This is a genomic window from Petrotoga sibirica DSM 13575 (assembly GCF_002924625.1).
Classification (GTDB): domain Bacteria; phylum Thermotogota; class Thermotogae; order Petrotogales; family Petrotogaceae; genus Petrotoga; species Petrotoga sibirica.
The window spans coordinates 24725-45858 of sequence record NZ_JAHC01000004.1; the positions used below are offsets into that span (position 1 = coordinate 24725).

Sequence of the window (21134 nt, forward strand, 5' to 3'; positions counted from 1 at the left end):
TGGAATTTAAGAAGTATTCTTAATTAATCTTAAGAATTTTTAATAAAAATCGGTATGTTTTGGTGTATAATTGACAAAAACTTATTAAAAAAGGGGGGTAATGTTTTCAAGTTAAGAAATCCAACTATAGGCACTGTAGAATATAAAGAGTTGACTAAATTCATTAAATTATTTTTAGAAGACAAAAGTTACAAAGTGTGGGTAGGAACCGATAGCCATGCAAGAGATGGACACGTAACTTTTGTAACAGCTATAGTAATTTACAAAGTAGGCAATGGGGCTACTTATTTTTATTATGTCACTCACGAACGTAGATCATACGATATGTACTCAAGATTAATAAAAGAGGCAGAATTTAGTTTAAATACAGCTGAATTTATCGAAAATAACTTAAATTTAGTAAAGCCAGAAATACACCTTGATATAGGATTAAACGGTAGATCAAAAGAAGTTCTTAACGTTATTACAGGGTACGTAAAAGGTTTAGGATATAATTATAAAATAAAACCAGAATCATTTGCAGCTACTAATATTGCGCATTTATATACCAAGTGAAAATATTTCTGTGTTTTCTGAAATCTTTTTCAATCTCTCATAGGAATATTCAAAAAACTCTTTGTAGACATCACAAAAGTAGTACTTTTTACCATCATACCTATATCTTTTGCAACCATTTCTACATAAAGAGAACCATTCACAATTTTTACATTCATCTGGAAGTTCTAGGGAAGACGCAATGAATTTTTTGGCAGTCTCATTTTTTAAGATTCCTTCCATGCTTTTCATCTGATTTATATTTCCAAGTTTATACTTTTCAAATACGTAAAAATCACATGGGTAAACACTTCCATCTGCTTCAATAACATTTTGTATACTACACATTCCATTCATTTCGCACGCTTGAGGAGGATAACCTCCAATCATTCTTACCAGGTTATCAAATAGTCGAATGCTTATATATTTTCCTTTTATTAAATCTCTTTCCCAGCTATCAAAAAGTACTTTCAGAAAATAGGCATATGTCTTTGGATTTAAAGAATAGGGATTGGATATATTATACTCTTCATACGGCTCTATAGCGGGTATGAATTGAACAAAACCAAAGTTTTTCCTTTTATAGAAGTTGTAAACTCTTTGAGGATGCTTAGCAAGCTGAGATGTAACAACAGTTAAAATATTGTAATCTACATGGTATTTATCAAAAAGATTCACCGTTTGCATTACCTTATTATGTGTTCCTTTACCTTCCTTGTCTATTCTGAATAGATCATGAGTTTTTTTATCTCCATCCAAGGAAAGTCCCACCAAAAAATTATTCTTCTTAAAAAATCCCGCCCATTTTTCATCGATTAAAAGACCGTTTGTTTGAATAGAAAAATATGTTTTAATATTATTTTCATTGTATTTATTAACAAATTCCAAAAATTTCTCATAAAATCCCAACCCAGCTAGAGTAGGTTCCCCTCCTTGAAAAGCAAAAGAGCAACTTAATTCTGAAGAAGCTATTGCTTTTTTCACAAGGTTTTCTAAAGTTTCTTCATTCATCTTACCATAAGAAACTTTTTTTCTTTTATTTGCAATATCGTTGTAAAAGCAATAAGAACATTTCATATTACAATTACTGGATACAGGTTTTATAAGCAGACTAACAGAGCGCAAGTGTTTTTCCCTCTTTTCAAAATCTCACTTTTTAGATTATAGCAAAAAAATATTGGATTTTAAAAAATTCTATAAATTAACAAAAATTAAGAATTATACTTCTAATTAAATTTAATTGTCCCTGAAGAGATATAAACAATTTTAATCGCCTTTTTTCGGAGTTGCTTTATAAATCTTATTATATTATAATAATTGTGAGCTGCTTGCAATAAATTATTTTCATGAAAAATAAGTTCCACCAGTGAAATATGAGTTTCTCTATTTTGAATTTTTTTGAAAGGAGTATATTTATGCAAGAAAAAAACAAAAAATATGGAAATTTGGAAGTTAATGTTAGCGATAAAATACAGGTAGATGGAGAAATAGAATTTACTCTAACTTATACAGTAGGTTCTTTAGGTCTTGCAAAAGGTGGCAGTTTAAAAATAATTTTCCCCCCCTATAGACACCAAGAAACCCGAGAATATGTACAAGTTATTGATTATTGGAGACCAGGTTTCGCATGGGCAGTATGTAGTGAAGAAGATATTAAACTCAATTTAGAAGTAAAAAAAGTTCAAACGGCCTTTTCTCATATCAAAAACTGGCCAGACAGTAGCAGAATACTCAAAATATCTACTTCCAAACCCTTGAAAGAAGGACAAAAGATTATCGTTAGTTATGGTGGTGTTGATAAACCATGGGTAAATGGGGCATCGCCTTCAACACGAGTAGGAATTTTATCCACTAAAAGAAGGAACACTTATCTAAAATATTACGTCTATGTTGACATAGAAGGGAATAAGAACTACATACCATTAGAAGGATTTCCCCCCATTCAAATTCTTCCAAAATCAGCAAAAAAAGTAATCATTAATGCCCCTAGCATCGTAAAATCTAATGAGGAGTTTGAAATAAAAATAAGTTTTAGAGATCGTTATAATAATCCCATATTTGACAAACAATTAGATAATAAATCTTTGTTAATTAAGAACTTGCACGACGGTTCAATTATATCTGCAGTTGAAAAAAGTTCTCCCTTTTCCTTCAAAGCTAATATAAAAAAAGAAGGCCCATACGAAATTTTTAGCCAAGATAATGATCTAAAGGTAGAAAAAGCTGTCCTCTTTTGTTCGAACAGTTTGCCTAAGATTTTCTGGGGAGATCCTCATGCTCATTCTAACCTTACTCCGAATATTAGAGATAACGATCCAGGTGTTGAACCTTCAGATTGTTATGACTATGCAAAAAATGTGGAATATTTAGATTTCATAGCCCTGATAGAGCAAACTTTTGAGTTTGACGAAAATGACTTAGTTAATATCACCTCAGAAACTTGGAGAAAAATGGGAGAACTTGCCGATCATTATTATGATTCAGAAGTTTTTGCTACTTTTACAGGATTTGAGCTTCACGATCGAAGAGGAGATACTGTTGTTCTTTTCAAGGATTCATTAAAAAATATTCCTTATCCTTTAAATAAAATTAAGAGAATTCAAGATGTCTGGGAGACATTTAAAAATAGAAACTTTCTTACAATTCCACATCTTCATAGGTATTCTGGAGGAACTATAGAAAAAGATGATCAAGATACCAAATATGGGGGATTTAATTTCGATAATTGGAAACAAGATAATCCAGAAGTAGAAAGATTAGTAGAGGTGTTTTCCAGTGGATGGGGAAGATTTGAGCATAATTCCCACTCTATGCTTCTAAAAGCTAGGTCAAACGTTGAAGGAAACACTGTTGTTGATTTTTTAAACAAACGTAAAATATGGGGTTTCACCGCAAGTAGTGATGATCATGATGGACGACCGGGGTATGGAGGAGTTACTGGTGTATTCGCAAGAAAATGCACTCGAGAGGAGATATTTAGTGGATTGCATGAGCGTAAAAGTATTGCCACCACTCATCCCAGAATAATTCTCTTATTCAAAATAAATAGTTACTTTTTAGGTAATGTTGTTTATTTCTCTAAAAGTTTTGAAGAAAAAAGAGAAATCGAAATAACAGCATTAGCACCCAAAACTATTAAACAAGTAGAAATTATAAAAAATGGAGAAATTATTTCTTCAAAAAATTATTCTACTAGCCAATATTTAGAAGCAAAATACGAAGATTCAGAACCCATAAAAGAAAATACTTATTATTATGTTCGTTTGCTACAAGATGATGGACACATCGCCTGGGCAAGCCCAATTTGGTTCTTAAAAAAATAAGTATTTTTGATTACAATATCAAACATTAAGATTTATATTTCTAATTAAATTTAATTGTTCCTGAAGAGCTGTAAACAGAATTAATCACCGTTTTTTGGAGTTGCTTTATAAATCTTATTATATTATAATAATTGTGAGCAGCTCGCAATAATTTAAATCCTTAGGATGCGGTGCTGCAAATCTAAAAGAGGAGGTATTTTCTATGAAGAAAGGAAGAAGAGCATTTTTAAGCGTTGTTGTTTTGATGATAGTTTTATCAACTTTTGTTTTCGGTAAGGAAAAGATCACATTAACTTATTGGGAACACCAATTTCCAGGGTACGTTGATTGGACCCAGCGAATGATTAAGGAATATGAAAAGATTAATCCAAACGTTGAAATCGAGTTTTCAGTTGATTATGCACACGAACGATTGCTACCATCGATGTATGCAGGAACGGGCCCTGATATTTCTGTTCCTCATGACGCAAAAGTTGTTAAACTCATGATGGAAGGATATTTAGCACCTGTAAGATTAGAAGCCTTCCCGGAATTCAATTCATATGAAGATCTTGAAAAGGTTTACTTCCCTGGTGTGCTTGATTTATTCAAGAAAGACGGCAAAATTTATGGATTGCCTATTAATTTGTCACCCCACATGTTGTATGTTAATGAAAAACTTTTCAGGATGGCTGGAATTGAACCGTCACCAGAAAATATTCCTGAACATTGGGATGAAGTTTGTAAAATTGGAGGAGATATTTTTGAAGCCATTGGAAAAAATGAAAAGGGAGTAACTGTTTATGAAGCTTTTGATTGGGAATATGCGTATAGGGCAACGTGGAGAAGGGATGATTTAAGAACAATATTTGCCCAATATGGTGCTAAGTTCGTAGATGAGAATGGAAATGTTGTTGTCGATAGCCCACAAGCTGTAGAAGCGGTTAAAATGATGAGAGACATGATTAATAAGTGTAAAACTGGAGATCCTAATGCCAGACCAGGTGGAGAAGATAGAAGTTGGCAATTATTCAACGGAACGCTTGCTATGGGTGTTTTCCCCGGAGGAGAAATTTATAAAGGGAATGCAGCAGAAGATGTAGTAGATTATTTAAAGGTTTATCAATTCCCATATCCCAGGGGTTATGAGCAAGTTATACCAGTAAGATCCCATGTTTTTATGGTTAATGGCAGTATAAGCCAGGAAAAACAAATAGAGGCCTGGAAATTTATAAATTACCTAACGCAACAATGGCAAGAACTGGCTGTATTAGGACAGATGCCACCTAGGATGCTCCTAGCCAATGGCACTCCATGGTATGAAACAGATTGGTTTAAAGAACAGGCCGATAAATATCAGTCGTTACGGAATTTGCCTTTAAATGAATTGGCTGAAGGTAGAGCCGTGTGGCAGCTTGGATATGAACTGTACGGTACTGATGAAGCTAGATTGCATGCAGATGAAATTACAGATATAGTGGGAGATGCTGTAGATAGAATAATTTTTATGAATTTAGATGTAGAACCTCAATTAAAGGAAGCTAAAAAAGAAATAGAGATATTATTAAAATGAAACCAACCTTGAAAAATCCTCAAAAAGTAAACTCAATTTTACACTAGCTAATTTGATAAAATTAGCAAAAAGTAGATTTCAAAAGGTTATAGTTTTTGTTGGGGAAGGATCTTTCCCCCTTCCCCTTTTCTTGGTGCATACTCAATTAGTAGTACGTAAAATAGGTATTAAACTATTAAATCTCATCAGGAGGGTTGAAGATGAAGAAAAAATATTGGGGATATATATTTTATGCTCCGGCATTATTACATATTTTAATTTTTAGAATTTATCCTACTATTAATACTGCTATATTATCTTTTTATGATTCCCAACAATTAGCAATGGGAAATTTTACTTTGTCCAACTATCAACGACTTTTAAGCCCAAGATTTTTACAAGTTATCTGGAATACCTTTTACTATGTACTGGGGGGAGTAATAATCATAGTACCTATTTCTTTGATAATAGCCCTTTTAATTAAGAATTCCAAATTTTCAGGTCTTTTTAAAACTTCTTTTTTTTATCCATATACGATGGCAATGGTTGCTGTCGCTATTATATGGGGATTCGGTTTTAGACAAGACGGCTTTGTTAACGAATTTTTGTCTTTTTTTGGAATAGCTCCTAAAAACTGGTTAGGTGGGGCGGGACATTTGGCGATGCCGGTGTTAATTTTTGCCACCGCTTGGAGGTATTGGGGGTATTTTACTTTAATTTATCTTTCCGGATTAGAGGCAATTCCTGCAGAATTATATGAAGCCGCTAAAATTGATGGAGCTAATTCTTTGCAATCCTTTATTAACATTACCTTACCTCAACTGAGGCCTATTTTTTCTTTTGTTTTAGTTATGAGTTCTGTAGAATTGTTAAGACAATTCGCTATACCCAACGTGTTAACAGGTGGAGGGCCATATAATCAAACAATGATATTATCTTTGGATGTCTATAGACAAGGTTTTTATTATTTTAATGTGAATGTGGCTTCTGCGGAAGCAGTCGTTCTAATATCATTCGCTATAATAATAAGTATTTTTCAATATAGAATAACTAGATAAATGCAGAGGTGATTGAAATGAAAATGAGAAAAAAACAAAATCTAAAGAAATGGCTTGCAACAGTCATATTGTTAATAATCGCTGTATTTCTTTTATTCTTCCCTTTATATTGGTCTATAATTGGTTCTTTTAAAACACCAAATGAGATATTTTCTTTAAAATTACCATCAGAATGGAAACTTTCTAACTACCCTGAAGCCTGGCGAACAGGAAACTGGAGTAGATACTTTTTTAACAGCTTTTTTACCTCTGGAATTATTGCTCTAGGTCAAACTTTTTTTGGTGCTTTGGCTGGATATAGTTTAGCTAAATTTCGTTATCCTGGCAAGAATGTTTTCTTTGCAACTACTATAGCGACTCTACCGTTATCGCAACAAGTAATTTTTCTTCCTCTTTTTTTAATTGTATCAAACCTTGGTTGGATCGATTCTTACATAGGATTAATCGTACCAATTTTAGTGACTCCTTTTAGTATTTTCTTAATGAGACAATATATGTTAGGAATATCTGATTCATTAATCGAAGCCGCAAGGTTGGACGGCGCTAGTGAACCTCGTATCTTTTTCAGGATAATCTTACCACTAAGTAAACCTGTTCTTATTGTTGTTTTTATTCTTGGATTTTCAGGTTTTTATAATAATCTTCTGTGGCCGTTAGTTATCATTAGATCTGATAAGTTACAAACTATTTCTTTAGCTCTTCAACAATTTAAAGGTACAAACTTTTATCGTCCAGATTTGATATTAGCAGCCACAATAATGTCATTAATTCCTATTAGCGTTTTGTTTTTCTTTTTACAACGATTTTTCATGCAAGGGGTTTCAATTTCAGTAGAAAAAGAATAAACAAATGTATGTTTACTTATAACTTATACCCTCTTCAGGAATATGAAAAGCAGTGATTAACGAATGGTAAAGTAAGTTAAAGGAAGAAGAAAAAGGACCTAAATAAAGAAGTAGCACCATTATTGCTTTCTACCCTGAAAAGAATGGATTCAATAGGTATATGTTTCTTGAAAGTTTCTTTAAAAAGGATTCGACTAACCCTTTTTCAGAAGAACTCCCAAAAGGTATGAAAGCGGTTGAACTAATTTCCAAATGGACGTAATCGTAAACATTAGTTGAATCATATGCGAGATCTGCTAAATTATATATGCAGGGAGTTAAATATTGAAGGTATTAAAAAATGGTTAAAATGTGTGTTTTAGAGATTGTAAAAAACAGTAAATATATATAAAGATTGGAGGAAGACTTTATGAGTGAAAAAAAAGTTCAGCAGGAGTTTTTGATAAAACATCAGAACAGGCAAAAATACTTACGGGACAATTATGGTGTTCAGACTTTTGTTCATCAAAAAAATATGAGTAATGACGAAAAGGGACTCTTGGACACTGTTAGTAATTTTTTCTATTCTACTGTAAATATAGTAGCTACAAATACTGTGATTAGTAATGGTAAAGGAAAAGCTAGTGTTGATTTTGAAGTAGATTACAATTATGATATACCAGCAGTGATTGTCTTCCCTTTTTCAATGGGTATTAACAGTGTTAACCCTGTAGAGACGGGGTACTTCAATTTGAAAATTAACGAAGAAATTGATATACCTTTTTCTCTAACTAAACATAATAAAAGGTGGGAGGCAAATGGATGTAAATTTTTATTTCATGTTGAAAAAGTTCTTACATCATATTTAGGACAGACTATCAAACTTGATCCAGCCATGCTGGAATCTTCCATTGTTTCCCTCGGATTGGCTGCTGTTTTAGTTCCCAAGAATATCTTTGCAAGAGATAAAATTTTAAAAATTTCTATTAAGGGTATTTCCAGCATTAAGTCAAAAACCTGGTGTAGAATTGGAAAACCGAAAGATGGATTGGCGTTTATGAATGTGGAAGAAATTATTAAAGAAATTGTTGCTAATAATATGATTAGAACAATAGGAAATAAGAAATATCTATTTGGAGATATTCATGTACATAGTGGAGAAAGTGATTTTCTGGGTTGGGGATGCGGTGAGAAAAAACGAGTTGAAAATTTCGATTTTGCCCGTAATATAGCAGGGCTTGATTTCTTTTGCCTTTCTGAACACGATTGGCAGATGGATAATAATGACTGGGAACATCTGCAGTCTTTGACTGAATCCTACAATGAAAGGGATAAATTTGTAACACTTCATGGCTATGAGTGGACTTCTCCTAATTATGGACATAGAAATGTTTACTTTCTTGATAAAGGCGGAATATTGTTTCGATCAAGCAGAAAAATGGTTGGTTATGGTGAATGGCAAAAAGATAATCCTACGCCAGATGAGTTATGGCAGACTTTAAAAAATGAAGATGTAGACTTTTTTACGGTACCTCACCATCCTTCAACCAGCCAATTTCCTGTTTCTACTGAAAATTATTATAACGAAAATTTTGATCGATTAATAGAAATATACTCATGCTGGGGATTTTCAGAATCATCCTATGATTTACAGGAAAAATTTAATACCGGAGTTTCTAGAACTGAATATAATACAGTTCGTGATCATTTGAATAATGGCAGGAAATATGGAATAATTTGTTCAAGTGATGCCCACGATGGTCATCCCGGATTATCTCAGGGGACTGAAAAAAGGTCGCAGTTATACCATTATTTAGGTAGTGGAAGAGTCGCAGTTGTGGTAGATAAATTTGATCGCAATTCTATCTTTTATGCCCTGAAAAATCGAAAAGCCTATGGCACTACTGGAGAACCTATTTTGCTAGAGTATCGATTAGGAGATGCTGAAATGGGCGAAACTATTGAAGAATTACAATACAGCAAACTACCTGTAAATCTGAATATTGTAGGCACCACACCGCTTAGAAATATTGAGGTTGTATCAAATGAGGGTGTTGTATTTAAAGCAAATTTAGATGGTATTAATAGAGATAGAAACTTTAAATTGGTAAAAGATATCGTAGTAAAAAATAAGAGTTACTACTACATACGAGTAGAGCAAGATGATGGAGAAAGAGCGTGGTCCAGTCCTATATGGATTGATTAATTTTTATGAAGTACGATAACAGTTGCAAAGAAATGAAAAACATAACATATTTATTAAGTCATACAAATCAACACTTTGTCTTCTTAGGTAAATGGCATAAAAAGGGATAAAAATCTCATCGGTTGTCGTCTAAGAAATATTTCAAATTCAACTGAATCTTTGAACCTTTTTTTATTTTTTACTATAACGAACTCTGTTAAATCGTCAAAGCAAGAAAAGAACGGACATATTGAGGAAATATCCCAAAATGTTCTTTGAAAGGAGAAGTAAAATGGCAACGAAAAATATCAACGTAATTTTAATATTATCTGACGAGCACAGGTTTGATTGTATAGGTGCATACGGAAATAATGAAGTAAATACTCCATATATTGATCAACTAGCCCAAGAAGGTACAATTTTCGACAATGCTTTTTGTACCTATCCTTTGTGTACTCCTTCCCGTTATTCATTTCTTACGGGGCTATATGCTCATCAACATATGGGCATTAGTAATCATTCCACCATTCCAAAAAATCTGGATACTTTACCTGGCATACTTAGAGAGAATGGTTATTATACAATCGCTATAGGAAAAATGCATTTCACACCAACTTACCTAGATATAGGCTTTCAAGCTATGTATTTGGCTGAACAAAACGGTCCCGGAAGATATGTTGACGATTATCATAATTATTTAAAAGATAAAGGACTTTTAGATGAGATTGATGTAATTGATCAGGTAGACGAATATAGAAATATGGCGGGAAATGAATATTGGGAAAATTTTGGAGCATTAAAAAGTAATTTAAACGAAGAAGATTATTCAACATCCTGGATAGCTAAAAAGGCAATCGAAAAAATAGATTCTTGGAGTGCTCATAATAATTATTTTATGATGATTGGATTCATAAAACCTCATCATCCTTTTGATCCTCCTGAACCTTGGGATAAAATGTACAATCCCGTTGATTTAAATCTTTTAGAGGGTTGGACAGATAAATGCCTGGAACTTGATTTAAAAAAATATAAAGGTTATTTCCCAAATCAGAAACTAGATAAATCTCTAATGAAAGAAATTTTAGCTTACTACTATGCAACTATCTCTCATATGGATTTCTGGATTGGAAAGATCATAGATAAGTTAAAAGAAAAAAAACTATATGATAAAACATTAATAATATACACAAGCGATCATGGGGACTACATGGGTTATCATCATATGGTATTAAAAGGTGGCTATATGTATGAACCTTTAATTAGAATACCATTAATAATAAAATATCCTTATTCTTCAAATAATAAAACATCTTCTAACTTAGTAAACTCTCTTGATATTTCTAAGACTATTTTAAGTCAATGCAACATATATAAGGATCAATTTTCTCAAGGAACAGATTTAAAAAACGGTAAAATACAAAGAGATGCTATTTTTGCAGAAGATATTAATTCTTATATGGTTCGAACTCAGAGTTACAAATTAATCCTCAATAAAAACGGGGAAAATTTATTATTTGATTTAGACAAAGATCCCGTTGAACTATTTAATGTTTATGATCATAAAAGCTATTCGGAAATAAGAGAAAATTTGAAAAATAGGATAATGGATTGGATATTGTTTGAATCGGCACCACATTCTTATATTGATGAAAAAGCAAATTTAGTATACAATTTAGAAGATAAAGGTAATGAGATGAGAAAATACATAAAAAAGAATTTAAATAATTTTTATTAAAAAAATATTGAAATGGAGGAGAATTTGAAATAGTATGGCACAAATAATAAGCAATTTCACACAACTACAAATATTTAAAAATCTATGGTTTAATTCTTATTCAACTATACCTAAATTAAGCGAAGAACTATCTATAGATCGATCAAATATCTCAAGAAATCTTCGTCGCTTGTTAAAACACCATTTAATTAAGACGGGTACTGAAAAAGAAAAAACCGAAAAAGTTGGAAGAAAAGCCTCTATCATACAAATAAATGAAGATAAGGGTTATTTTATAGGTGTCACAATAACAGAAAATTCTAGTACTGCTTTTCTTACAAATTTTAGATTGAAAATCATCCAAGAAAATGTTGTTGAAGAAAATATCACCGTTGATAATTTAGCTAATATTTTAATAAAAACTATTCGTCCTTTTCAGTCATATTTTGAAAAAGTTATTTGCATGGCTATAGCATTTCCAGGAGAAGTTGATATAGAAGGAAAAACCCCATTTTTCTCGAAACCGCTTGGTTTGAATGAATCTAAAAAACTCAATAGAATTTTCCAAGGGAAATTTCAATTTCCTGTTTATTTGGAAAACGATGCTAATGCGGGAGCGATGTATCATTTTTTCTTAAATAGGAATGATCATCCTTCTAATCTAGTGTACTCTTTGCTTGCAATACATTTTAATAGTGACAAGATAATGGGATATTTAGGGAACGGAATAATAATAAACAAACAATTATATGAAGGTTCTAATTTATTCGCAGGTGTTTCTGGGGAAATGTTTAAAATACTAAGTGCTTCAAATAAAATCTACGATTTGGATAGTTTGAAAAAACAACTTAAAAAAATAACAAGCATTGAAAATGAATTAAATAATTTTATTAATGAATCATCTAATGTTATATCAAACATTATAAATTTATATGACCCTTCAGTTTACATTTTAGGAGGATACATAGAAATTTTTCCTGAAAAAATCCAAAAAAAGCTTATAGAAGAAGTTAAAGAAAAAATAGTTAATTTTCAAGCAAGGAAGCATGAAATTTATGTTGACAAATCATTGATGAGAAGCGCAGCCTTAGGTTCTTGCTTTTCTTTGATAAACAAATTTTTTAATAACCTAGATGTTGCTAATAAATATCTCTCAAAAGTTGTGTAATAAAATCAAATAAAAAATGGAGGTAAGTAATAGTGAATATACTTTATATGCATACTCATGACACTGGTAAATATATCTCACCTTATGGTTTTGATGCTCCTACACCAAATTTGATGGAATTAGCAAAAGAAGGAACTCTTTTTAGGCATGCTTTTAGTGCTGCTCCTACGTGCTCACCAAGTAGAGCAGCTTTATTGACCGGGGCTTCTCCGCACAAAGTTGGAATGCTTGGTTTAGCTCATAGAGGATTTAAACTAAATGATTACGATAAACACATTGTAAATTTATTGAATAAAGTGGGGTATGACACAGTATTATGTGGAGTTCAACACGTTGCACCAAAAGCTGAAATGATAGGATATAAAAAAATTCTTTGTGAGGCAGAGCATTACCCGAACGATTGGAAGGAAGATATAAAAAATGCCGAACTAGTTTCAGATTATTTGTCCAATAACCCTAAAAAGCCTTTTTTCATTTCATTCGGGATGCAAAATACTCACATCCCATTTCCTGAAGCTAAAATTAATCCAAATTATGTAAAGCCACCATCTCCCCTTTACGACAATGCTATGACTCGAGAAGACATGGCACAATTTTTTACTTCTGTTCATATAGTTGACCAATGTGTGGGCAAAATAATGAGATCACTAAAAGAAAATCATTTAGAAGAAGAAACTCTTGTCATTTTCACTACAGATCATGGGATACCTTTACCAAACATGAAGTGTACTTTGTACGATACAGGGATAGGGATCTCCCTTATTTTAAAATTTCCTAATAATAAAAAATCAGGAGAAGCTACAGATATTTTAGTTTCACATTTAGATATTTTTCCTACTATTTGCGATTTTTTAGGAATAGAAAAACCTGCATGGTTGGAGGGGTTTTCCCTAAAACCTTATTTAGATGGCAAAGTAGATAAAATAAGAGAAGAACTGTTCGCAGAAATTACTTTTCATGCGGCGTATGAACCAACCAGATGCATTAGAACGGAAAGATATAAATATATTAAATTCTTTGATAATTACGACAAAATTATACCAGCTAACATTGATGACACTAAAAGCAAAGAATTTCTTTTAAGCCATGGTTTATTACAAGTTAAACGGCAAAAAGAAATGCTCTTTGATTTGTATTTTGATCCCATGGAAAGAAATAATCTAATTAAAGAAGACAATTATAAGAATATTCTAAGGGAATTGCAGTCAAAATTATATGATTGGATGAAAAAGACTAATGATCCACTTTTGAAAGGAAAAGTAGAAAAACCAAAAGGTGCAATTGTGAATACTAGAGATTGTATGAGTGCAATGGAAGAAAGATATGAATAAAATTGAATTTTCAAAAACCGGCCTTGAGGATTTGAAGGCCGGTCTTTCTGCTACGAATTTCCAATTATCTTTACACACATGGGAAAATCATTTTTATTTTTAAAAAATGCTAAAATTCCTCAGGATATTTCCTCTTCAGTTCTTCGGCTGTTTTTGCTCTACCTGTTTCTATTAATCTTTCGTAGTAAGTTTTCAACTGACCTCTGGTATGAAAAGGTCCACCTTCTTTTAAAACCGTTTGCAATGGATCTACTTGGTATCCTTCGGGTAATTCTTTCATCATCTCGTCATGTCACTCATTTAAATAAGACAGTGCTTCCCTACAAATTTCTGGGCTTTCTTTGGCTATGTCATTTTGTTCGTGAGGATCCTCTTTTAAATTGAATAACATCTCTTTAGGGAAAAGATGGTATCCATCGTGATAAGTTCTCATATAAATCCAATCTTCGAATCTAACACTTCTTTGGCATACGTGTGCCATTTGGCTTAAGATCAAATACTTTCTAGATATGTTTTCACCTTTAAATATTACATCTGCAAAACTTATTCCGTCCATTTCTTTTTTGAACATTTGAATATATTCTTCAGAAAACTTACTTTTTATTTCTGATTCAAATATTTCGTACAATGTTGATATTAGATCCAAATTGTATAAAAAGCCTTGATGTACATGGCTTTTTAATCCACCTGGCCATTTTATTATCAAGGGAATTCTAGAGGTTATGTTGTCAGCTGTCGCATGTTCTGCATATATACCCAACTCCCCTATGTTTTCTCCATGATCGGCAGATATTATCACAGCTGTATTTTCATATACTCTTTTTTCTTTCAACACATCTATTATCTTTCCAATCCAAAAGTCAGCATATCTAATACCTGTATCATAGCCATCTATTAATTGTTTCAAATCGTTCATGTTTTTTATTTCACCAGGTTGCCTTGGAAATCTTGGATCTTCACGATTGTCATACATATTTAAGTCTTGAGCAGTATGTGGACCAGCTAACTTTCTATGTCTTTTTATTAATTCTTCGTTATACCAACTTGGTATAGATGAATTTTCAAAAGGGTCACCAAAGTCAGAGGGTGTTCTGTATGGCGTATGTGGATCCCAAACGTTTACATGTAAAAACCAATTGTCTGACTCAGCATTTTTGTTTAACCACTCTAGAGCTGAAGGAACGATCTCATCCGCTCTTTCAAGGCCACATTTTCCAGGGTTATAAACCTCATTGAATCCAGCATAAAACCACCAAGCAGAATGCCTTTCTCCAAAAGGACTTACCGTAACTGTATGAAATCCAATGTTTTTCAACAAAGCAGGTAAACTCATATATGCTAGTTTATCTTGAAAATCTCTATTCTTACCTTCTATTCGCATGTCAGCAGTTGTTCCACCGTGACCAACTAAACCTGTTTTTATACCAAATTTACCTGTAGATAGAGCTCCACGAGAAGGTAAACACGGGGCATCAGAACAATAGTAGTTATCAAATCTAATACCTTCTTTAGCCACATCATCAATATTTGGTGAGGTTTCTCGTAAGTATCCATAACTCCCAAGATGATCTGCCCTTAAAGTGTCAATATCGATAAATAATATTCTCATCTTTACTCGTTCCCCTCTAATTTTTAATATTTTGTTGCTTTGGTGCACTTATGCTAATTATAATATATTTTTTAAATATATGGATTAGTAACATTATTGGGATCCTTGCTAATATTATTTTACTACTAATCAATTTGCACAGAAAATCATCCGGTTTTTCATAGTACCCTGAGAACTCTTGACATAATTCCTTTTATTTGATATAATTTGTGTATACAAGTAGGAGTAGACATATTTGTGTATCTTTCTTGAAGGAAGGTATCGTAAATGGCCGATTATAAGACGCCAATCTATCAAAGGATTGCTGACAAAATAATTTCAAGAATATATGAAGGAGAATATCCAATGAACTCATTTCTTCCATCAGAAAATGAGCTAGCCGAAGAATTCCATGTAACAAGAACTACGATAAGAAAAGTTTTAAGTTTATTGAAACAACAAGGGACAATTAAAAGTTACCAAGGAAGAGGATATAAAGTTCAATCTCTTTTTTGGGAACAAAGTCTTTTAAAGTTTTACAGTTTTGGAAAAAGTATAGCCAGCAAGCTTGAGAATTCTAATACTAAACTTATATCGGTAAAAAACGTCTCTGGACTGGAAGATGTTGATGAATTTAAAAACGTCGAATTATGGGAAATTACAAGGTTGAGATTAGTTGGAGAAATTCCTTTAATATTGGAAAGCTCTTACATCCCTATTGATTTTCTAAAAAAAACAGATAATAAAAATCTAGAAACAAAACCTTTGTATGATTTACTTGCCAGAGAAGGAATAAGATGTGTCAATGCCAAAGAATATCTCGAACCTATCCTACCTTCGATAGAAGCCCAAGAATTGCTAGAAATTGATGAAAATATTCCTCTTTTTCAAACTACAAGATATACATATGATTCGGAAAATAGGTTGGTAGAATTCAGAGAAAGCCTGATAAGGGCTGATCATTTTAGATTCTTTACTGAATTAAAATTGTAGGGAGAATAATATAAATGAGTGAAGAAGGCAAATCAAAAATAGTGTTAAAAATGTTCATTACGTTTTTTAAAATAGGGCTCTTCACTTTTGGCGGGGGGTACGCTATGATTCCTTTAATGGAGAAAGAAGTCGTAGAAAAGAAAAATTGGGTAGAAAAGGATAAGTTCACAGACACGGTATCTTTAACTCAAACTATACCAGGAGCTGTGGCTATTAATCTTTCTATTTTAGTAGGATACAATATAAAGGGGGTTTTAGGAGCGGTTATATCAGCAATAGGGGTTTCTTTACCTTCTTCTATAATAATATTGGTGATAGCTTTTACCCTTACGAAAACAGCAGGACTTAGCGTTTTACAAAGTGCCTTTGAAGGTATAAGACCTGCTATAGCAGCACTTATTGTATACGCCGCAATAAGTTTATCAAAATCAGTTAAATGGTCCATCGTTTTAGTTTTATTAGCTGCAGGGGCTTTTGTTGCAATTGGAGTATTTAACATTAATCCTATTTATATAATTGTTATCGCTTTCATTATGGGTACTCTTTACTCTATGTCCCAAGGGAGAAAAAAGCCATGAAAACCTTATTTGGCTTGTTTTTTTCTTTTTTTGAAATTGGCTTATTTGGATTTGGCGGTGGCTACGCTATGATTCCACTCGTCCAAACACAATTGGAAAGAAGAGGATGGATGCCGCTTCAAGAGTTTCTCGATTTAATTGCTATATCAGAAGTTACTCCGGGACCAATAGCAGTAAATAGTGCTACCTTTGTTGGATATAAGGTTTCTGGGGTAGTTGGTTCTTTGGTCGCGACAACTGCAGTCATACTGCCTTCGTTAATTATAGGATTACTGGTAGGCAGATATTTTAAAAACGGAAATGGCGATACTCAACAAAATATTCTTAAATTTCTAAAACCTGCTGTTATCGGGTTGATATTTGGTTCTGCATACACAATAGGAGTCGCTAATATCTTAAATTTGGCGAGTTTTCTGATATTTATTGGGGTTTTGGTACTTTTGTTTTTCACAAAATTAAATCCGATTTTTATAATAGTTATGACAGGAGTAGTGGGAATTATCTTTTACTAGGATTCAAATCTTTGTAACTGAGAATATTGCCAACTTTTCTCGCCGATTTGATAGCTTTTATAATTGATTTTTCTACTACTTCTGCTGCCACTTCACCAATTAAAGTAACGTCGCTTGGTAAATCACCCGTAGACAAGCAAAAAATAGTATCTCCATCGTACATAGTATGAACAGGTCTTATTGCTCTTGCCATTCCGTCGTGGCTCATTTGAGCCACTTTGTTTGCTTCTTCTTTAGACAATCTTGCATTTGTAGCTACGACGGATAGAGTTGTATTTTCACCCGGATTAGCATTAAAAGTCGATTTTTTCATATATTCAGATATATTCAAAAATTTCTTGTTTTTACCTATTGCCCCAGCTATTATTTCCCCTTTTTCATAAGCATCTCCTGTAGCGTTCACAACCGTTATAGCTCCGACAATTATTCCGTTACCTAATTCAATGGAGTAAGTTCCTACCCCTCCTTTCATAGCATTGTTAACACCTGCCGCCTTACCAACAAGTGCCCCGGTTCCTACACCCACACATCCTTCTTCAATACAATCTGATGTTGCTAAATTTGCTGCGACATAACCAGATCTTTTATCTGGTCTAACGTTTGGATCTCCTATATCCAAATCATAAATCACTGCAGCAGCTACTATTGGGACTTTAACGGTACTTGTTTGAAAGCCGATACTATTTTCTTCTAAAAATTGCATAACTCCACTTGCTGCATCTAAGCCGAAAGCACTTCCACCGGTTAATAAAATAGCGTGCACCATTTGAACAAGATTCCCCGGTTTTAGTAAATCTGTTTCTCTTGTACCTGGGGCTGAGCCTTTAACATCTACTCCACCTACCGCCCCATTTTCGGTTAGAATAACCGTACAACCTGTCAATGCTTTATAATCAGTGTAGTGTCCTACTTTTATTCCTGGAACATCCGTTATACTATTGAACATATCTAATCTTCTCCTTTTTAAATGACTAACTAAAAATTTTTATCCTTTAAGTAATGGAACCTTATCTATATATTTTAAAAGCTTTTGTAATTATATATTTCTACTAATTCTTTGTAATCATCAAACCAATAGGCTTGTGGATTTCTTTTGAAGATAAAAAATTTACCATAGTTATCAAGATTGTGCGATCTATGATAACGAAAGATAATATTTTTGCTAGTCAATGCGGCAACTTCTATTTTTCCAGATTCATGAGACATTACAAATCTAGGTCTTTTGGCTAAACCTGAGATATCTTCTAAAGATTCTAGGAATATTGAATAAGCTTTTTCTAAAGGAATAGTAAAACCTTTATTTCCCATGACAGGTCTATTTTGAAATACATAATAGGGAGGAATACCATTAAAGGATAGCTTTTTAAACAATGTTGATAATGTTTTAGGATTATCATTAATACCATGCAAAAGAGGAGTTTGATTCGCTATTATGGCTCCGGAATTTTGGAGTATATTTATTCCTTGTATAGAAAAAGTGGTTAATTCCTTGGGATGATTAAAGTGAACGATAAAATATAATTTTTTACCACTATTGGAAATTTCTTTAATTAAACTCGGTAGAGTATCATCCGATATTATTCTAAAAGGGTTAAAGGCTGGGGTCTTGGTACCTATGCGAATGATTTTTACATGATCTATTTCACAAATAGATTCTATAATTGATTTAAGTTTATTTGTTGAAAGAAGTAAAGGATCTCCACCAGTCAGGAGAACATTTGTGATTTCTTCGTGTTTTCGAATATAATCAAGATCTTGATCAATCTCACGGGTTCTAACAACTTCTTTACCTATGTTCTTGAACAATCTTTTTCTAAAACAAAATCTACAGAAACTTCCACATACATCATTTACTAATAGTAAAGCGGTATCCCTATACTTGTGTTGCAGACCTTTACTTATTGTATATGAATGTTCTTTTGAGGCGTCTTCTAATCCCCAATCTTCCAATTCTTCAACACTGGGAATAATGATCTTTCTTATAGGATCATTTTTGTCTTTCCAATCGATCAGGTCCAAGTAATATTCATTAGCTCTGAATTTATACTTTTCTTCAACAGGTTGAAGTTCTTTTAGCTCTTCTTGTGAAATTCCTTTTACTTTTTCTAACTTAGTTATGTATTCTGGATACATAGAAACAACTCCTTTCATATTTTTTAATGTACTCTATTAATAATTTTCTTTTTGAAAAAAATTATCCAGTAAAGAAGAAATCTCATATTTCAATCTTTTTAATAAGTATCCATAAACATTAGTAAAAAATAAATAAAGAAGTATTATTAAGAATAAACCTTTTCCCCTAGTTACAGAATCCGGAAGGAGCTCCCCAAAGAAAGTATACATAAGATAAAAAGCAAGGATTGAAAGAGAGGTAATGAATATGTGTTTTAACAACCATTTTTCTATAACAATAAAAGATAGAATTGGAAGAAAAAAGAGCAAAAATATACCATTTGCTTCTACAACAAAGCCACTGATAAATATTAAAAAGAAAATTGAAATACTGAAAATAAATGCATATCTTTTTTCTAAAAAGAAAGCTCCTAAAGGGAGAATTAAACTAACAACGGTGGGAGCGATTCTCAAATACCTTGAAATAAGGAAAAGCAAGTAAAAAAAGATTACCAAAAAAGCAGTTTTAATTAGGGGATTTTTTATGTTTAAATTCATAAACTTTTAAAACCAATTACAAAGATCTCCGCCAAAACATTCACAAAGGGTATCTAAACATACCGTGGCCCCTAAACATTGTAAACAGCTACCACATCCACTTCTTCCATAACTATAGTAACCCGCTCTAAAAGTATTTATTTTTTCTCTAAATTTTTCATCTTCCTTATATTTTAAAAACAGGTTTCTGAACTCTCCCTTTTTTATTTGTTCTGGAATGGTTTGTTGCTCTTTCATCTTTTTTTCCTCCATCTAAAATCTTTGTGACAGAATTTCTATGATATATCAAAGAAAAAGTGGCTAACTTTTTTACTAAAAAACTGTTGAAATTAGCAATTTCTTCTATATTTTCTGCAAATTCTTTTGAACATAAATCGTAAGTGAACAAAATTCTCTCCTTTTGATCCTGGGTTAATTCTTCTAATTTTGTGACTCCAAAAGAACTTGCTATGGCATTAAAGTTTCCCTTCTTTATATCTTTATGGAAATCGTATACACTGTCTACCAAATATATCAAATAAGCGGTCACAATAGGCATGGTTGCGGGAAATCCTTGAGGGAAAAATTTTTCGAATAACATTTCCATAATTTCTTGAGATGGCTTAGCATAATCATCCAAATCCAAATTTTGTTCTTCAACCTTTTGTTGCTTCATTAATAGATGATTGTATTCTTTGATAATCTTGGAGTCAAAGTATTCAAATAGTTTTGATTCCAATTTTTTTAAAACTTTTTTGGGTACTAACTTTCCCTCTAAGTTGTAATCTAAAAGTTTTCCATAGATTATGAGTAAGTTGAGATAAGCATAAGGTGTCATGAAAGAATTACTCGCAGGTTTAACTCTTTTTTTAAATCCTACATATGGGCACCTGAATTCGTTTATGCTCTCAACAGGGTTATTAAGCATTGAAAAGAAAACCACTTCTTTTATCGTCGTGAGTCTATAACACTCTCCTAAATTTTCTTTCAAAGAATGACATAATCCACAATAGTAATATAGGTAATTTTTTCTTTCTTCTTCGGTAGGGGTAAAATAGATAGATAGATATCCGTACATTATTTTATCCTCATTTGTATTAATTTTACTCTCTTTGGAAACTTCATTTTAGCGCCCCTTCACCCCGC

General features: G+C 32.4%; 18 protein-coding genes and 1 pseudogene. 13 read left to right on the plus strand and 6 right to left on the minus strand.

Annotated features, from left to right (window positions below; all coding sequences use genetic code 11):
• Positions 1-150: 150 nt before the first annotated feature.
• Entirely contained in the window at positions 151-555 is a 405-nt protein-coding gene (locus AA80_RS00810; RefSeq protein WP_233186768.1) for a ribonuclease H-like YkuK family protein, read from the plus strand.
• On the opposite strand, the gene AA80_RS00815 is transcribed toward AA80_RS00810, so the two are convergent.
• The gene (locus AA80_RS00815) at positions 541-1659 is read right to left on the minus strand and encodes an anaerobic sulfatase maturase (RefSeq protein ID WP_103875980.1); all 1119 of its coding nucleotides are present in this window, start codon (positions 1657-1659) and stop codon (positions 541-543) included. The genes AA80_RS00810 and AA80_RS00815 overlap by 15 nt on opposite strands.
• Before the next feature lie 290 nt (positions 1660-1949).
• Here AA80_RS00815 and AA80_RS00820 point away from each other — a divergent pair, with 290 nt between their 5' ends.
• The 8 genes from AA80_RS00820 to AA80_RS00855 all read left to right on the plus strand — a co-directional run bounded on the left by AA80_RS00820 (position 1950) and on the right by AA80_RS00855 (position 13668).
• Complete coding sequence (locus AA80_RS00820) at positions 1950-3857, plus strand: DUF3604 domain-containing protein (RefSeq protein WP_103875981.1); 1908 nt, start codon at positions 1950-1952, stop codon at positions 3855-3857.
• A gap of 202 nt (positions 3858-4059) precedes the next feature.
• Complete coding sequence (locus tag AA80_RS00825) at positions 4060-5409, plus strand: ABC transporter substrate-binding protein (protein ID WP_103875982.1); 1350 nt, start codon at positions 4060-4062, stop codon at positions 5407-5409.
• Between the two features lie 200 nt (positions 5410-5609).
• The gene (locus tag AA80_RS00830) at positions 5610-6446 is read left to right on the plus strand and encodes a carbohydrate ABC transporter permease (RefSeq protein ID WP_103875983.1); all 837 of its coding nucleotides are present in this window, start codon (positions 5610-5612) and stop codon (positions 6444-6446) included.
• A 17-nt stretch (positions 6447-6463) separates the two neighbouring features.
• Positions 6464-7291 (plus strand): carbohydrate ABC transporter permease, encoded by an 828-nt coding sequence (locus AA80_RS00835; RefSeq protein WP_103875984.1) that lies wholly within the window; start codon positions 6464-6466, stop codon positions 7289-7291.
• A gap of 409 nt (positions 7292-7700) precedes the next feature.
• Positions 7701-9476: a CehA/McbA family metallohydrolase gene (locus AA80_RS00840; protein WP_103875985.1), complete on the plus strand. Its 1776-nt coding sequence runs from the start codon at positions 7701-7703 to the stop codon at positions 9474-9476.
• Between the two features lie 271 nt (positions 9477-9747).
• The gene (locus tag AA80_RS00845; RefSeq protein WP_158248342.1) at positions 9748-11190 is read left to right on the plus strand and encodes a sulfatase family protein; all 1443 of its coding nucleotides are present in this window, start codon (positions 9748-9750) and stop codon (positions 11188-11190) included.
• 34 nt (positions 11191-11224) lie between these two features.
• Positions 11225-12337, plus strand: coding sequence for an ROK family transcriptional regulator (locus AA80_RS00850; protein ID WP_103875987.1), 1113 nt, complete (start codon positions 11225-11227; stop codon positions 12335-12337).
• A gap of 32 nt (positions 12338-12369) precedes the next feature.
• Positions 12370-13668 (plus strand): sulfatase family protein, encoded by a 1299-nt coding sequence (locus tag AA80_RS00855; protein WP_103875988.1) that lies wholly within the window; start codon positions 12370-12372, stop codon positions 13666-13668.
• Between the two features lie 109 nt (positions 13669-13777).
• Here the strand turns inward: AA80_RS00855 and AA80_RS00860 are convergent.
• Positions 13778-15277: pseudogene (locus AA80_RS00860) on the minus strand (sulfatase family protein).
• Positions 15278-15544: 267 nt separating this feature from the next.
• On the opposite strand from AA80_RS00860, the gene AA80_RS00865 reads away from it, so the two are divergent.
• The 3 genes from AA80_RS00865 to AA80_RS00875 are packed head-to-tail and all read left to right on the plus strand — an operon-like array spanning position 15545 to position 17339.
• On the plus strand, positions 15545-16249 hold the full coding sequence (locus AA80_RS00865) for a GntR family transcriptional regulator (protein ID WP_103875989.1): 705 nt from the start codon (positions 15545-15547) through the stop codon (positions 16247-16249).
• Between the two features lie 14 nt (positions 16250-16263).
• A complete protein-coding gene (locus AA80_RS00870) occupies positions 16264-16827 on the plus strand; it encodes a chromate transporter (RefSeq protein WP_103875990.1) in 564 nt (187 codons plus the stop codon).
• Positions 16824-17339 (plus strand): chromate transporter, encoded by a 516-nt coding sequence (locus AA80_RS00875; RefSeq protein ID WP_103875991.1) that lies wholly within the window; start codon positions 16824-16826, stop codon positions 17337-17339. The genes AA80_RS00870 and AA80_RS00875 overlap by 4 nt, the downstream gene beginning before the upstream one ends.
• Here AA80_RS00875 and AA80_RS00880 read toward each other — a convergent pair.
• Positions 17326-18285, minus strand: coding sequence for a P1 family peptidase (locus AA80_RS00880; RefSeq protein WP_103875992.1), 960 nt, complete (start codon positions 18283-18285; stop codon positions 17326-17328). The genes AA80_RS00875 and AA80_RS00880 overlap by 14 nt on opposite strands.
• Positions 18286-18359: 74 nt before the next feature.
• Entirely contained in the window at positions 18360-19472 is a 1113-nt protein-coding gene (locus tag AA80_RS00885) for a KamA family radical SAM protein (protein WP_103875993.1), read from the minus strand.
• A gap of 247 nt (positions 19473-19719) precedes the next feature.
• On the opposite strand from AA80_RS00885, the gene AA80_RS09870 reads away from it, so the two are divergent.
• Entirely contained in the window at positions 19720-19953 is a 234-nt protein-coding gene (locus AA80_RS09870; protein WP_134080027.1) for a hypothetical protein, read from the plus strand.
• 62 nt (positions 19954-20015) lie between these two features.
• Here AA80_RS09870 and AA80_RS00895 read toward each other — a convergent pair whose 3' ends face one another.
• Both AA80_RS00895 and AA80_RS00900 read right to left on the minus strand, forming a co-directional pair.
• Positions 20016-20246 (minus strand): hypothetical protein, encoded by a 231-nt coding sequence (locus AA80_RS00895; RefSeq protein ID WP_103875995.1) that lies wholly within the window; start codon positions 20244-20246, stop codon positions 20016-20018.
• Entirely contained in the window at positions 20176-21066 is an 891-nt protein-coding gene (locus AA80_RS00900; RefSeq protein WP_103875996.1) for a DUF5685 family protein, read from the minus strand. The genes AA80_RS00895 and AA80_RS00900 overlap by 71 nt, the downstream gene beginning before the upstream one ends.
• Positions 21067-21134: the final 68 nt, after the last annotated feature.